The following is a 14803-nucleotide window of genomic DNA, read 5'->3' on the forward strand; positions in this document are numbered from 1 at the left end:
AATAATAAATTAATCTTTGATATTCAAACAAATACAATTCAACAACATCTCAACAAAAGGCATAACTGGGCAAAAGAGAAAGCTATTTTTCTTTTCACCAGCCATTTCTCTCAACAACTCAACATTTCAACAATTCAATCTCGTATGATGACTATACAAGAAGTAAAGACAATCCAAATATCCGACTTCCTCGCAGACAAAGGATATAAGCCTATCAATAAGAAAGGATATAAGTGGTGGTACTTGTCGCCACTGCATACTGAACAAACCGCTTCATTCAAAGTTGATTTGAACAAAAACTTGTGGTACGATTTCGGATTGGGCAAGGGAGGCAACATCATTGATTTGGCTATGGCTCTGTTTCACACGCAAAACATTTCAGAAGTATTGCACAGAATGAACCATTCAATTATCATGCCAGCACCACCTGTCAAATTAGTTAGTTCCAGTGAGACAACTCCATTTAAGGATGTTGAAGTAAAAGAACTGGCGCATCCTGCTCTACTGAATTACCTTTTATCAAGAGGGATTGATTCGGTTATGGCCAAAAGTCAGTGCTTGGAAATACACTACAAAAGTTGTGGCAAGAACTATTTTGCCATTGGATTCAGGAATGATGCTGGTGGCTACGAACTACGTAACCCATACTTCAAAGGCTGTATAGCCCCGAAAGCAATAACCACCATAATAAACCACGAAGCAAAGTGTCACGTATTTGAAGGGTTCATCGACTACCTTTCCTATCTCACTCTTTATGGCAAATGCGATGCAGTGGTGCTCAACTCTATCGTAAACATCCCACATGCCCTGTTCGTCCTTAATGGCTATTCAGATATATACTGCCATCTGGATAATGACAAAGCCGGACAGATGGGGACTCAACAGATAGTAACGGCATTGGGCAACAGGTGTACCGATGCGGCAAAGGAATATGATGGATATAAAGACTTCAATGAATATTTAATGAGCAAACTAACATAAGGGAAAAAAGAACCTGCTCTGCAGTTAGTGACAGAGGCTTAGGTGCGTGAATGACAGGGCTTGCCCTGATATAGCCCACTATAACTACACGCTTCGCTTTCGTAGTTGTGGGCTCTCCCGAGGGGCTGGGCGTTGCCCCGTCCCACTTAGGACGCTGCCCTAAGAACCCGGCAAGGACTGTCAGCCCTATGCAACCCGCCCAAAGAGTGACCCTCTCTTTGGAAACTCCGCTCAGTGGCTTCCACCCCTGAGAACCCCGAGCAGGAAGTGACCTTCTCCCTGCACCCTCCGATTAGGACTCTGCCCTAATTACTCGATATTGGTAAACAACAGCATAATAAATCAACCCCTATGGCACAAAAGACATCTATCAACATTAAGCCTTGCAATACAGGCAGCAGTGAAGAACATAACAAGCGGAAAGCTGAATACCTTGCCCATATCAATAAAGAAAGGCTCTATATCCGCACCGACCTCATGGCTTCAAACGAAGCATGGGTAGCACCTGAATTGGGCAACAGTTCATTAACTGACCGCTACAATCAGATTGCCCGAATGGTCAAGGAAAAGACTGGTCGGGCGATGCAGACCAAAGAGCGTGAGAAGGTGAACAAGAAGACTGGTAAGGTGACCATCGTGCGTGGCAGCACTCCTCTCAAAGAGGGTGTGGTCGTAATCAATGAAAGCACCTCAATGGAACAGTTGCAGCATTTCTGTGAGGTGTGTAAAGAGCGTTGGGGCATCACACCCCTGCAAGTGTTCATCCACCGTGATGAGGGGCATTACAGCAACCCACAAGACCCTGCCACTTGGAAGCCCAATCTTCATGCCCATATCGTATGGGATTGGATGAACCACGAAACAGGCAAGTCCTGTAAACTGAACGTGAAAGCCATGAGTGAGATGCAGACGCTTTTGGCTGAGTGCTTGGAAATGGAAAGGGGCATCTCAAAAGAGCTTACAGGCAAGACGCATTTGGAGCGAACGGACTTCATCATAGCCAAGCAGAAGCAGGAAGCGGAACAAGCCAAAGCGGAAAAGAAAGCCGCTCTTTGTGCCAAAGAGGAAGCCGAAGCCGAGCGCAATTCTTTGGAGGTTGAAAACAAGGCTAAGGCTAAACGGAGTGCGGCTCTTGACAACGAGATAGCCGACAAGCAGAAAAAACGTGATGAAATCCGTAAGAACACTGTGGACGGTATTTTGGATAGTGTTGGCAGTCTGGTCGGTATTGGCAAGGCAGCCACCCTTGAAAAGAAGTATAAGCAGCTTGCACAGGAATATGATTGTCTTAAAAAGGCATTCAAGCCTACTGTCATCAAGGAGGTGGAGAAGCAGACAAAGGTACTGGCTTCTGAAAAGCAGAAAGCCGAAGCGGAACGTGATAATGCCATAGCGCAAAGTCGGTCTCTTGCCACAGAACGCGACAGGGCTATCAAGAAGCTTAATAGCCAAAACGAGAATGTGCAACTGCATATCAATAATGCGGTCAGGCTTGCCAATGCGGAGAAAGACAAGACCATTAAGCGATTACAGGGTGAGCTGAATTTACGCAAGCAGGTTTTGGCTATCCTTGCCGATATGCTCTATGCTTCCAGCGAGGTGTTCAAGCGTGCCATTGATGCAATAGTTCACTATGGTACGGACAAATTCAAGTCCATCTTTGGCAATGATGAAGCTGCCGACATCAAGAGTGTGATGCAGAATTATGGCGAGACCAAAGAGCAGCATCAGACTATTGGTACATGGCTATGTGACTATGCTAATGACCGACAGCCGTTTGACAAACTGAAACATCGGCAAACCTGCAAAGAGGTTGCTGATGTCGCTAATGGGGCGTATGATTGGAAAATCGAACGAACGCAACAAAAAATACAGAGATGATTTTTGGCAATAGTTACAATGATTTGTTATATGCATCTATAAAGATTTTTAACAAGTCCATAGAGTTTCCTATTGATTCGTATGCATTATCAATTACATTATAACTTGCCTTTAACGTATTCATTTCACTTTCAGAAAAGGATACGTTATAACTTTGAGGACGAAAAACGTTTTCTTAGCTTCAATGAGTTCAGAAATTGATTGTTTTTTGTCCTGGCATGACTTATAATATCGTTGATATGCATAACCTAATTGGGGGTCAATCTGAAAACCCTGTGGGTGATAAGCATGAATTCTGAGTTACAATGCTGGTATCCAATCAGGTGTTCGTACGACGTACTTGATTTATAATACTTTGGAAGAATGTATGTTTTCAGCATTGCAGACTTCAGATGTTTCCCGAATATTATACCCACATACTTTTTGACTTAATCACAAACAAAGGGAAGAATAAGCTGTTCCATAGGGTCGGCCAAGGTCTTTTAAACGGAAGATTATTACAGACTCCGGCAGTGGACTATACGGTCCACCGTAGCAGACTGTACGGTCCACTGCAACGGACTATACAGTCCGCTGCCGGAGACTGTAGTAATCCTACGAACAGACAGGCATAATCAAAAGGATGAAAACGCTTGTTCCGGCTAATGAAACGGCTTAGGGAGCTCAAAGACGTATGCAGAGGTCGAAAACCGAAGGAGACAACATCAGGAGACAGGTGTTTGATTGATATGTTAAATCCCCAAGAATAATGACTGCCCCTGTGGGTATGTGGAAAGTCTGTACCTGTATTTTGAACAGAAAAAGAAACTGCAAAAAGTTACTTTGATATCTCACGGTATCATTTCACTTTATGCAGTTTCTTTTCTAAATTAGGGCGAACGCTTCCACCCTGTTCTCATTGTTCTTAAAAAATCACAGTATGTTTCATTACGTCATTCTCCCCATCCCGGGTTCTGAGTAATATTTGGGTTAATCAGCATCACATTCTTTGAAATAGGATTCAGGAAGCGCTTGTCGTTGTCGCTCCATACGCGACCGGCATCGTGCAAGTCTTTCTTATACGGGCGCACATAGGTCTTGCCCTCGTATTCCACCATGTCACGGCCTGTCTCGCCACCGAAGGTGCCGTCTACATAGAGTGCTTTCACCTTGTCAGTAACGCGCATACCCAATACGGTCTTGGGATTGGAGAGCAGCTTCACGCCCTTCCAGCGGATGAGGTCGTCATAACGGAAGCCTTCGGCAGCTAACTCGATGCGGCGTTCGCGGCGAATCTCATGTAGCAGTGGGGCTACGCTATAGCCATAGTCGGGCCAGTTGGGGTCGGTGAAGCCCACTTCCATAGTGAGGTGAGGCATCTCCACACGGTCGCGCAGCTGGTTAATGGTCTGGTCGAGCACGTCCTGAGTCATCTCTCCTAGTTCATACTTAGCTTCAGCATAATTGAGCAGCACTTCGGCATAGCGATAGACGAACCAGTCGAACGTAGAGGCGTTGGCTACCCACTGGGTGGGATCGGCCGATGAATACTTCACGTTGGCATAGCCAGTCACACTTCCAGAGGCCGACACATTGGGAGCTGATGCAGTGGGGTCATTCACACTCTCGTTGACTTCTACGGTACCGTCGAGCTGGATGGTGAAGGGCCGGTGTACATTGTCAATCATGTTGTACATACGCGGGTCGCGACCTATCATCTCCTGGTCGAGGGTCTCGTCGCCTTCATATAAGGGGCTGATAGCGATGGGCTTGCCATCCTTACAGAGGAAGGATTCGGCAAAGTCCTTCGAGAAGCCCATGCCCTGATTACGTCCCAAGCCGTGCATCAGCGTACCGTCTACATATGAGCGGTAGAGGATGGCTTCCTTGTTGGCGCTGAGGTCTTCCTGTACGAACTGGTTCTGGTAGTAGAGGGGATAGTCAGCAAAGGCTTTCTGCCCGCAGCCTGCGTCGGCTCCCTTTACGATTTCGTAACGGCCGGTGGTCATCACTGCCAGTGCGTTGGCGGCTGCCTTCTGCAGCAGTTCCTGGCTTGATGGGGTGCCGCCTACGTTATGATACTTTTTGAAGGTACCGTAGTATAGGCAGACGCGGCTCAGCTCGGTGCGGGCGGCATCTTTGTGGAGGGCACCTTCGACAGCGGCGTTCTTTTCAGGTAGCCACTGGATAGCGAATTCCAGGTCCTCAATTACTTTGCCCAACACTAAGTCACGGCTGTCGCGTGGCTTGAAAAGTTCTTCTTCGTCGGTATCGCTCAGGTCTCTCTCATACCAGGGCACATCACCATAGGATTTGATTTTTCCGAAATAATCGAGTGCACGGAAGAAGCGGATTACAGCCACCTGAGCATTGATGTCGGCTTCGGTACCCGACACACGCTGGTAGCGAGCCATGAAGAAGTTCAGATTGCGTACGTTGGTCCAGTTCCAGTCACCGGCTTGGTCCACTACATATTCATTGTACAACCAAGCATCGTAGCTGCTGGGCACTCGGTTATCGCTCTGCGAGTCGCCACTCGAACTGGGCGAACTCAAGTTGCCATAAAAGCGGTTGGCATAGCCGCGGAGGTCATCCACCGATGTCCAATAGGACTCATCTGTAAAACTGTCAAGCGGTTTCAAGTTGATGACATCGTCACAAGCGGTGAACCCCAGCAAGCCGGATAGGAATAAGTATTTCAGTTTCATAGTAATTCTCATTTTTTAAGTGATTAGAAAGTCAAGTTCAAACCCAAAGCCACCTTCTTGGTAATGGGATAGGTTAGGCTGTTTATCGTTTCAGGATCATAACCGTCCATCAGGTCGGTGAACGTAAACAGGTTTTCACCGGTTACATAGAGTCTCAGTTTGGTGAGTCCCAACTTGGCCAGTACGCTTTTAGGCAGGTTGTATCCCAAAGTGATATTCTTCATGCGCAAGTAGGAACCGTCCTGCATATAACGTGTGCTTTTCTCGCGGTTCACCCATTTGTTCCAGTTGGGAGCGGGATAGTACGCATCGGTGTTCTCCGGTGTCCAGTAGTCCAATTGAGGTTTGTTGGGGGTTTGCCATTGGTTGTTGTTAAGACTCCAGAACTGTCCGTCGTTTATGAATAAATCGCGCTTGCCGATACCTTGGAAGAATACTTCGAGGTCGAAATTTTTGTATTCGGCACCTAATGTCACGCCAAACTGATAGCGTGGAGTATCATTACCGATGATGGTCTTGTCGGTACCTTCCTTGTCGTAGATAGTTTCCTGTCCCCAGGCCAGCTTGCCATCGCCGCTCACGTCGACGTACTTCACATCACCAGGTCCGTAGTCGGTAGCCTGCAGTCCGGTTTGTGACAGGTAATTGTCTACTTCTTCTTGTGTCTGGAAGAGTCCGTCGGCCACCAAGCCCCAGATTTCACCAATTTTGCGGCCTACGTAGTAGTCGGAAATCTTGCCAGCCTTGTTGCCGTTGTATTCGGTAATCTCCGACTGATAGTCAGACAGGGCTAATTTAGTCCAGTAGGAGAATCCATTTTCGAGGCGGTCCTGCCAGCCCAACGAGAGTTCCCAACCTACGGTTTTCATCGAACCGTTGTTCACCTTACCCAGGGAAGCTCCCAATACGGAAGGCAGTTCGTTGGCCGGAGTCAGCATATCCTTAGTGTCACGGCGATACCAGTCGAATGAACCGGTGAGTCGGTTGTTGAACAAACCGAAATCCACACCCACGTTCACTTGATTCACGGTTTCCCAAGTCAGTGAACCGGGTACCAGTGTACCGTAAGGATTCACAATCTGAGGCTTGCTACCATTCAACAGATAACCCAAGCTACCGGTGCCGTAAGTGGCCAAATAGGGGAAATAGACATCGCTGCCCACGGCCTGGTTACCCAGCGAACCATAGGACACGCGTACTTTCAGGTCGTTCCACCAGTTGGTCATCGGTTCCCAGAATTTCTCTTGAGCCACGCGCCATGCCACTGAGAACGAGGGGAAGAAGCCGAAGCGGTCGCTTTTCGGGAACTTCGAAGAACCGTCGTAACGGCCGTTGAATTCGAACAGGTAGCGTTCGTCGTAGTTATAGTTGAAGCGTACAAAATAGCCCTGTGTGCCCCAATGGGGCTCGGACGAACCCATGTTCTTGTCATCGCCAGTAGCTAAGTCAAGGTCGGGGATAGACGTGGAAATGAGTTTGTTGCGATAGGCGTAAAACGACTTCATATGCTTGTATTCTTGGTTATACCCCACCATCACCTTGAAGTTGTGCTTGTTCCACAGCCGCTTGGTGTATTCGGCAAACAGGTTGAGCGAGTTGTAGTAGTCCTCATTGTTGCTATATTGTGCATAGCTGGGGTTGGTCCATGGGTAGTAGAGCTCAGTACCGGCCACGGCGCGGTATTCGTAGTAGTTCTTACCCACGGCCTGATCGCCACGATTATAGAAATTGAACGTGTAGTCGGCATTGATCACCAGTCCTTCGAGGGGAGTAATCTGTACGGCACCGGTTATCCACAAGTCATTCTTCTTGGTCTGTGTGGTACCTCCAAGGCGCGATACAGAGAAAGGGTTGGTGTAGCCACCCTGACCAGCATAATAGTCGGTGCGGTTTTCCTCTACATACTCCAGTCCGCCGCTGGTCACGATACCCATGTTGGGATCGTTAATGGGTGCTGCACCGGGTTTGCGCACCAGTCGGCCAGTGTGTGAGTGAGTGATAGGCATCAGCGGGCTCAAGTCAGCCTTTAACATACCGCCGTAACCGCCTACTCCAGCATTGCCACTACCCGTGGGATGGTTCTCCTTGGTATAAGTATGCATTACCTTGGCCGATACCTTCAGCCAGTCAGTAACCTGTGAGGAGAGGTTCAAGTTGACGTTGTACTTCTTGTAGCTATCGTCGGTCATGGCCAAAATACCCTTTTGATCGGCGAAGCCCATAGAAACATAGTAAGTGGTTTTTTCGGTACCACCGTTCATCGAGATGTTGTATTGTTGTGAGAAGTTAGTCTTGTACAACTCGTCGAACCAGTTTGTGCTGCCGCAATACTGCCATTGACTAGCGTCGAGCGACTCATCGAAGAACTCGGTATATTTATAAGTACCATCCAAGTAGGCTTGTGCATACTGCCACAATTGCGGACTGGCCATAGAACCCGAACCACCCGAGTTATGGAAAGCATCGTCGCGCATGGTCAGGTACTCGATGGAGGTTACGCCATCCACCCTTACTGCCGGACTCGACCAATAACCGCTAGCATTGAACGAAATCTGGGGTTTGGCACCTTTTTTGCCGTTCTTGGTGGTAATCAAGATAACTCCATAGGCGGCACGTGCGCCATAGATGGCAGCCGAAGCGGCATCCTTCAATACCGAAATGGAAGCAATATCTTCGGGGTTTACCAAGTTGGGGTCCATCTGCACGTTGTCCACCAATACCAGCGGCGAGCCGCCGTTGATGGAGGTGTTACCACGCACGTTGAAACTGGAACCAGCACCCGGCGCACCTGATACGGATACATTGAGGTTTGGTACCACGCCCTGCAAACCCTGTCCGATGTTGGTCAACGGGCGGCTTTCGAGCACATTGCCATCCACAGCAGCCACTGCACCGGTCAGGTTCACCTTCTTCTGTGTGCCGTAACCTACCACCACCACTTCTTCGAGTGCTTGAGTATCATCTTTCAGGATAACATTGAGCGGCTTTCCATTATACACAATCTCTTGGGTAATGTAGCCCACAAACGAGATTTGAATCACATCTCCCTTTCTGACATTAGATAAGATGAAATTGCCATCAATGCCCGTAATGGTACCATTGGTAGTTCCTTTTACCACCACTGATGCGCCAATGACAGTTTCGCCCAACGCGTCTTTTACAATACCTTGACAAGTACCACTTTGCTGAGTGATTCTTACCTCATCGGTTTGCCTTTCAGAAGTTGCATTTGCCGTGCCTACCGAAAATGCAACCAAGAGTAATAGGACTCCTACTTTTTTGCGTCTGATTAACATAATAGTATTATTATAAGGTTAAAATTAAGGTGTCAATTGTAAATTACAAGTTGTAATTTCAATCGATTGTGCAAATATAAATAATATTTTAAAAACAAGTGCTAAGTAATATTTAAAAAAGCAATCAAACATTGAAATGTTTTAGTTAAAAAATGTTTCCTTAAAACACTGATGAGATTACATACCATTCAGTCAACGTCGTAGTCTATCATGTATTCATCGTTGATAAGCGAGTAGTAGTAACCATTGACACAATTCCGGTATTCCTTGATGAATCCTGCTGTCATATCACCGTTTTCGCGTGGTTCGCACCATAGCGTACCATCATAGTCGCAAAAATCAAAACGTCCGGAGTGAAACCCTTCCCCTTACTTCAGTCCCTTTCCGAAAAGAGACATCTCCCAACTGCCACAATACTTTTCGATCGTAGAAGCCGGATGCACTTTTGCCGTCGATATCTGCTCAAAATTCAGGGATTGTACATTACGGTGACACAAGTCTACACGTATATACGCATAAGCCTGCACGTATATATTCTTTGTTTCCAACGGCTTACAAATATATTTAATGGGAAATCCTGTTTTCAACTTGAAGTGTGCATCATGTTTCGCAATATCAAGTCCGCAATAGGATAAAAATTCTCTGTAATCCCATGAAATTTCAAAAGGTCACCACTACATAGTTTCGCTTCAAAAAGGTCACCTGAAGGTCACCGATAAAAGAAAAAGCACCTACAGAAACTCTGTAAGTGCTTGATTCTTAAAGTGGACCAGCTAGGGCTTGAACCTAGGACCTCCAGATTATGAGTCTGTTGCTCTAACCAACTGAGCTACAAGTCCGGTGTATCCGTTTACTGGATGCGGTGACAAAAGTAGTATTTTCTATTGAAATATGCAAGTCCTAACAATAAAAAACTACAATACTTTCTCTTCTCAGAACTTATATTTGCGTTTCGGGTTCTTGGGGAACCAGCCTTTTTTCACCCGGTCTTCCTGCTCAAAGACCTCTTTGATGGTCCAAAACGAGGAGAAGGCAAATACCCCTAACAGAGAAGACAGAATGACATTGTCGACGCTCAGTGATGCCGCGACGCCTGCCATGCCTAGTATCAGGAATATCCACCAGCATTTGGTACCCCAATAATATTCGGCCTTTACCACGACAGGGTGAAAAAGGCCGATAATCAAAAAGGTACAAATTCCGATAAATAACCCGGCAAGGTGATATTCATTCAGGAATTCCATTCTGTTATTTTTCTACGCGGATAGGAATTTCTTTTTTGATACTCTGTTCCAGAGAAATCAGTGTTTCTGTAGCAACCACACCCGGTATTTCTTGCATTTTGTTATTCAGCAAGTCCATCAGATGTTCGTTGTCGCATGCGTAGAGTTTGGTCAGCATGGTATAAGGACCGGTAGTGAAATGACATTCCACAATTTCCGGAATCTTTTGCAACTCGGCCACCACTGATTTGTACATAGAACCTTTTTCCAGTTTGATTCCCACGTATGTACAAGTTCTGTAACCTAGTGATTTCGGGTTTACGTGATAGCCTGAGCCTACGATGACGCCCAAGTCAATCAGTCTTTGTACGCGTTGATGGATAGCTGCACGTGACACTCCGCATTCGGCTGCTACGTCTTTGAAAGGGATGCGGGCATTCTGTGAAATAATCTCTAGAATCTGCCTGTCGAGGTTGTCTATTTTTTCCATAATAATAAATTATAATTTCCTGTTGTTATCAAATAGTAAGCAAATATAGAGATTTATTTTAATTATTCTTCTTTTACGGGAAAAAAAATAGGAAAAAGCAAAAAAAAGGAGTGCAAAGACTTTGCACCCCTTTCCTTTTTCTATTTAGAAAGATACTTTCTTATTTCTTATCTTTTTCGATACCTACCAACTCAACTTCGAAAATCAGAGTAGAGAACGGTTTGATCTGTCCTGATTCTCTTGAACCGTAAGCGAGTTCTTGCGGGATGTAAAGTTCCCATTTAGAACCTACAGGCATCATAGTCAGAGCTTCTGTCCAGCCTTTGATTACTTGGTTGGCACGGAAAGTAGCAGGCTCGTTACGTTTGTAAGAGCTGTCGAATTCTGTACCGTCGATCAAAGTACCTTTATAGTTCACTTTCACTTTGCAAGTGTCAGCAGGGATTTCACCTTTACCTTCAGTGATTACTTTGTACTGCAATCCGCTTTCAGTAGTTTTCACACCTTCTTTTGTTTTGTTTTCAGCAAGGAATTTTTCACCGGCAGCTTTATTGTCAGCGTATTTTTCTTCCATAGCTTTCGCTTTGATAGTTTCCATAGCTGTGCGAGTATATTCCTGAGCAGCTTCCATAGTCATCACGCCACCTTTTTCCAGTGTACCTGCGATGAAACCAGCCATGAAGTTGTCTTTGCTGATCGTTTTGGTAGAGTCACCAGCGAACAGTTCCTGGTTGATACCTTTCATCATCTGGTTGCTGATCTGCTGACCGATCTGAAGACCTGCCATGTAAGCGATGTCTTTCTTGCTGGTCTTGTTTGCACCTTCGTTCAAACCTTTGATGAATTCTGCCATGTAAGCAGTATCAACGTCCAGACGACCTGTCAGATAGCCTTTCAGACCTTGAGTCTGAGCCATACCGATAGAGTAAGACAGTGAGTCGATGTCTGTTTTCAGATTTGCTTTAGGAGCTTGAGCTGTACAAGAAGCAAGACTTGCAGCAGCGGCGATTGCCATAAAAATACTAACTTTTTTCATTTTGCTTTGAAATTTTTTATTTATAATACTTCGAGTAATTCTACTTCAAATACCAATGTGCTGTGGGGAGGAATCATTTCTCCGGCACCTCTGGCGCCATAAGCAAGGTCGGACGGAATATAGAGTTTCCATTTGGAACCTTCGGGCATCAGTTGCAATGCTTCCACCCATCCCGGGATTACCTGATTGACGCCGAATACAGCCGGTTCTCCGCGCTTGATAGAGCTGTCGAACAGTGTACCGTCGATCAGTGTGCCTTCGTAGTGGCATTTTACCTGATCGGTAGCTTTCGCTTTTTTGCCTGTGCCTTCGTTGATCACTTCGTATTGCAGTCCGCTGGGCAGCGTAACCACGCCCGGCTTTTTCTTATTTTCTTCGAGGAAAGCTTTTCCTTGTTCGATGGCGGCAGCGCCCATCTTAGCTTCCAGTTCTTCGAAATACTTGTTCACTATTTCGCGGGCTTCCTGATGGCTGATAGCCGTCTGATTACCTTCCAATACATCTTTAATTGCTTGTGCAAAGTCATCTACGGCGATGCCTTTTGCACCCATGCTTAATAAGTTTTGACCGATTCCGAGGCCAATAGCGTAACTGAATTTATCCATATAATGTTTTTGTTGAAGATTGAAGCATGTCACCTTCATGGTTTTAGCTTTCAATCAATTGCAAATTTATGAATCGCAAAAGTACACGTTTTATTTGAATGATTTAGCATTTAGTATTTAAAAATTCTTATATCCGTGAAAGTTAGTCTCTTTTCTTTAAGGAATTAATTCCTTCATTCCTAAGATTTAATCTTTGTGTTCTTACTGTTTAAGTTCGTTTATGCTGGAATTTATTCGTCTGACAGCTGTTGAACTTGCGTCTGACAACTGTTGATTTTTCGTCTGACAACTGTCAGACGAAAGAAACACATCTGTCAGACGAATAGTTTTTCGCATGACCGGCAGTAAGCCTTCGTATGGGCAGCATTAAATTCTTGTATCTGTCTGATTAGATTATGCGGGCGGAAGTTTTCCTTTATTCAATGATTCTGATTACATTTGTATATCTTTTAATAATAAGGAGGAGCGGTTATGAAGAATCTGGTAGTATTGACAGGTGCGGGCATGAGTGCCGAAAGTGGAATCAGCACATTTCGTGATGCGGGCGGTTTGTGGGATAAATATCCTGTGGAGCAGGTAGCTACTCCCGAAGGATACCAGCGTGATCCTGCATTGGTGATTAACTTCTATAATGCACGAAGGAAACAATTGCTGGAAGTGAAGCCGAATCGCGGACATGAACTGCTGGCGGAGCTGGAAAAGAATTTCAATGTGACGGTTATCACACAGAATGTAGATAATCTGCACGAACGGGCAGGAAGCAGCCATATCATTCACTTGCATGGTGAGTTGACAAAGGTCTGTTCCAGCAGAGACCCGTATAACCCTCATTATATAAAGGAACTGAAGCCGGAAGAGTATGAAGTGAAAATGGGGGATAAGGCTGGTGACGGAACTCAGTTGCGTCCTTTTATTGTCTGGTTCGGAGAGGCGGTGCCGGAGATTGAGACAGCTGTCCGATATGTAGAAAAGGCGGATATATTCGTTATCATCGGCACATCGCTCAATGTATATCCTGCGGCAGGTTTGCTGCATTATGTACCGAGAGGAGCAGAGGTGTATCTGATAGACCCGAAGCCGGTGGATACACATACTTCCCGTTCGATACATGTCCTTCGGAAAGGAGCTTCTGAAGGGGTGGAGGAACTGAAACAACTGCTTATTCCAGCTCCGTAGCAAAGATATGACTATTCCGGAGTGTTTCCGAAATCTCGAGTGCGGTGATATTGCTGCACTCGATTCTTAATACCTTCTCCCAGTCCTCGAAATCTACATTCCATCGGGTGATTTGCGGGAACTTTGCCAGGAGACTTCCGACGAGCTTGATGTCGCGTCTCTTCGTGATGGAGGTCCGAAAAATTAGAATCTGATTTTCCATGTCTTTTTAGGTGTTTATTCCTGTGAACGAAATTCACGGATAGTGATATTGAAATGTTGTTTAAAGTTGCGGCTGAGGAGTGATAAACTGCTGAAACCACAACGACCGGCAATTTCGGTCGCAGACAGTTGCCTGTCATTCTGTAGTAGCAGCGCTGCTTTTTCAATCCGGGTGCGTTTGATGTATTCCGTTGGTGTTTCGCCCGTCAGAAACGTGAAAACGCGATGAAAGTGGAAAGGAGAAAAGCACGCGATTCCTGCCATCTTATGCAATGATAGAGGTTGGTCTATGTTTTGATGAATATATTCGGTCACTTTGTCGATCCGTAATTTATATTCCTGCCTATTTATTTCTTTCGTTTCCATTTTAATGCAAAATAAAGAATAATAAGAGCCGGAGAGTTGTCCTATCTTGCCAACTTCTCCGGCAGATAATGATTATCTTTTTTGTCCTATATAGAATACGTAGCCATAGTAATCTTTATATTTACTATACAGACTTCGTTCGTACTGCTGACCTTTCATGAAATCCATTGCAGTTTTATTTCCCGCGTGTTCTTTCATGAATGTCTCCCGTACTTCATCTTGTGGGGCAAAATAATGTTCTGTCCAGCAGTTCTCCGGTAGGATGAAATGGGCTATCGGAGTATATCCGGCCCTTTCCATCTTGTCAATACATGTCGGGATCACGCTGATTTCCGGATAGGCGTCCATCCAGAAGTCTTCTATTTCCGCAGGGCGTTCCGAAGTGAACCAGGATGCTTCGCTCACTGCGATGAAACCGCCTTTTTTCAGGTATTTGTTCCATTCGTTCATCCCACGTTCGAATCCTATATTGTAGATTGCTCCTTCCGACCAGATCAGGTCGAGTTCCTCGTTCTGAAACGGGAGATTGTCCATTGATCCGGTGATTCCTTTTACTCTGTCAGCGCAATTGGCTTTCACCGCATTCTCATTGAATATTTCGATAAAATCGGGAAAGAGGTCTATGCCCGTAATCTGTCCTTTCACGTAGTCAGCCAGAAACAGTGTCTGACCGCCTGTGCCGCAGCCGATATCGGCAATCTTAGCATCATCGGTCAGTTCGTTGATGAAACTTACAGCTTTGCGTGTGGCTTCCGGACTTCCGGGACCTTGACGTTTCAGCAGCTTGAAGTAGTTACATATGAAAGAGAAATCGAAATCATGTATAGATGTATTATTGTTACTCATTGCTTTTAATGTTTT

General features: G+C 45.6%; 12 protein-coding genes, 1 tRNA gene and 1 pseudogene. 3 read left to right on the forward strand and 11 right to left on the reverse strand.

Going from position 1 to position 14803, the window contains the following annotated elements; genetic code table 11:
* Positions 1-144 precede the first annotated feature (144 nt).
* Both HMPREF9007_RS11650 and HMPREF9007_RS11645 read left to right on the forward strand, forming a co-directional pair.
* The gene (locus tag HMPREF9007_RS11650) at positions 145-981 is read left to right on the forward strand and encodes a toprim domain-containing protein (RefSeq protein WP_277754674.1); all 837 of its coding nucleotides are present in this window, start codon (positions 145-147) and stop codon (positions 979-981) included.
* 351 nt (positions 982-1332) lie between these two features.
* Positions 1333-2862 (forward strand): mobilization protein, encoded by a 1530-nt coding sequence (locus HMPREF9007_RS11645; protein WP_008761806.1) that lies wholly within the window; start codon positions 1333-1335, stop codon positions 2860-2862.
* A gap of 932 nt (positions 2863-3794) precedes the next feature.
* Here HMPREF9007_RS11645 and HMPREF9007_RS11640 read toward each other — a convergent pair.
* The 8 genes and pseudogenes from HMPREF9007_RS11640 to HMPREF9007_RS11610 form a co-directional block, all read right to left on the reverse strand.
* Positions 3795-5549 carry a RagB/SusD family nutrient uptake outer membrane protein gene (locus HMPREF9007_RS11640; RefSeq protein ID WP_032850421.1) on the reverse strand — a complete coding sequence of 585 codons (1755 nt, stop codon included), beginning with the start codon at positions 5547-5549 and terminating at the stop codon, positions 3795-3797.
* A 23-nt stretch (positions 5550-5572) separates the two neighbouring features.
* A complete protein-coding gene (locus tag HMPREF9007_RS11635) occupies positions 5573-8845 on the reverse strand; it encodes a TonB-dependent receptor (protein ID WP_008761808.1) in 3273 nt (1090 codons plus the stop codon).
* Positions 8846-9033: 188 nt separating this feature from the next.
* Positions 9034-9276: pseudogene (locus HMPREF9007_RS0125060) on the reverse strand (hypothetical protein); the annotation flags it as partial.
* A 334-nt stretch (positions 9277-9610) separates the two neighbouring features.
* A tRNA-Ile gene (locus tag HMPREF9007_RS11630) sits at positions 9611-9684 on the reverse strand.
* A 93-nt stretch (positions 9685-9777) separates the two neighbouring features.
* Positions 9778-10089, reverse strand: a complete 312-nt coding sequence (locus HMPREF9007_RS11625) for a DUF4491 family protein (RefSeq protein WP_008761809.1) — start codon at positions 10087-10089, stop codon at positions 9778-9780.
* Between the two features lie 4 nt (positions 10090-10093).
* Positions 10094-10558, reverse strand: coding sequence for an Lrp/AsnC ligand binding domain-containing protein (locus HMPREF9007_RS11620; RefSeq protein WP_005928359.1), 465 nt, complete (start codon positions 10556-10558; stop codon positions 10094-10096).
* A gap of 160 nt (positions 10559-10718) precedes the next feature.
* A complete protein-coding gene (locus HMPREF9007_RS11615; protein WP_008761810.1) occupies positions 10719-11594 on the reverse strand; it encodes an FKBP-type peptidyl-prolyl cis-trans isomerase in 876 nt (291 codons plus the stop codon).
* A gap of 20 nt (positions 11595-11614) precedes the next feature.
* Complete coding sequence (locus HMPREF9007_RS11610) at positions 11615-12199, reverse strand: FKBP-type peptidyl-prolyl cis-trans isomerase (RefSeq protein WP_008761811.1); 585 nt, start codon at positions 12197-12199, stop codon at positions 11615-11617.
* A 471-nt stretch (positions 12200-12670) separates the two neighbouring features.
* Between HMPREF9007_RS11610 and HMPREF9007_RS11605 the strand changes: the two genes are divergently transcribed.
* Positions 12671-13375, forward strand: a complete 705-nt coding sequence (locus HMPREF9007_RS11605; RefSeq protein WP_008761812.1) for an NAD-dependent deacylase — start codon at positions 12671-12673, stop codon at positions 13373-13375.
* Here HMPREF9007_RS11605 and HMPREF9007_RS11600 read toward each other — a convergent pair.
* The 3 genes from HMPREF9007_RS11600 to HMPREF9007_RS11590 all read right to left on the reverse strand — a co-directional run bounded on the left by HMPREF9007_RS11600 (position 13359) and on the right by HMPREF9007_RS11590 (position 14788).
* On the reverse strand, positions 13359-13577 hold the full coding sequence (locus tag HMPREF9007_RS11600) for a hypothetical protein (protein WP_008761813.1): 219 nt from the start codon (positions 13575-13577) through the stop codon (positions 13359-13361). The two genes, HMPREF9007_RS11605 and HMPREF9007_RS11600, sit on opposite strands and share 17 nt — an antisense overlap.
* Before the next feature lie 14 nt (positions 13578-13591).
* A complete protein-coding gene (locus HMPREF9007_RS11595) occupies positions 13592-13942 on the reverse strand; it encodes an AraC family transcriptional regulator (RefSeq protein WP_008761814.1) in 351 nt (116 codons plus the stop codon).
* A 72-nt stretch (positions 13943-14014) separates the two neighbouring features.
* A complete protein-coding gene (locus HMPREF9007_RS11590; protein WP_008761815.1) occupies positions 14015-14788 on the reverse strand; it encodes a class I SAM-dependent methyltransferase in 774 nt (257 codons plus the stop codon).
* Positions 14789-14803: the final 15 nt, after the last annotated feature.

The sequence above is a fragment of the Bacteroides sp. 1_1_14 genome, from assembly GCF_000162515.1.
GTDB classification, from domain to species: domain Bacteria; phylum Bacteroidota; class Bacteroidia; order Bacteroidales; family Bacteroidaceae; genus Bacteroides; species Bacteroides thetaiotaomicron.

Coding starts and splice junctions, on each gene's coding strand:
- HMPREF9007_RS11590 (WP_008761815.1), bottom strand. CDS start 14,788: ATGAGTAACAATAATACATCTATACATGATTTCGATTTCTCTTTCATA.
- HMPREF9007_RS11600 (WP_008761813.1), bottom strand. CDS start 13,577: ATGGAAAATCAGATTCTAATTTTTCGGACCTCCATCACGAAGAGACGC.
- HMPREF9007_RS11615 (WP_008761810.1), bottom strand. CDS start 11,594: ATGAAAAAAGTTAGTATTTTTATGGCAATCGCCGCTGCTGCAAGTCTT.
- HMPREF9007_RS11635 (WP_008761808.1), bottom strand. CDS start 8,845: ATGTTAATCAGACGCAAAAAAGTAGGAGTCCTATTACTCTTGGTTGCA.
- HMPREF9007_RS11645 (WP_008761806.1), top strand. CDS start 1,333: ATGGCACAAAAGACATCTATCAACATTAAGCCTTGCAATACAGGCAGC.
- HMPREF9007_RS11595 (WP_008761814.1), bottom strand. CDS start 13,942: ATGGAAACGAAAGAAATAAATAGGCAGGAATATAAATTACGGATCGAC.
- HMPREF9007_RS11620 (WP_005928359.1), bottom strand. CDS start 10,558: ATGGAAAAAATAGACAACCTCGACAGGCAGATTCTAGAGATTATTTCA.
- HMPREF9007_RS11610 (WP_008761811.1), bottom strand. CDS start 12,199: ATGGATAAATTCAGTTACGCTATTGGCCTCGGAATCGGTCAAAACTTA.
- HMPREF9007_RS11605 (WP_008761812.1), top strand. CDS start 12,671: ATGAAGAATCTGGTAGTATTGACAGGTGCGGGCATGAGTGCCGAAAGT.
- HMPREF9007_RS11625 (WP_008761809.1), bottom strand. CDS start 10,089: ATGGAATTCCTGAATGAATATCACCTTGCCGGGTTATTTATCGGAATT.
- HMPREF9007_RS11650 (WP_277754674.1), top strand. CDS start 145: ATGATGACTATACAAGAAGTAAAGACAATCCAAATATCCGACTTCCTC.
- HMPREF9007_RS11640 (WP_032850421.1), bottom strand. CDS start 5,549: ATGAAACTGAAATACTTATTCCTATCCGGCTTGCTGGGGTTCACCGCT.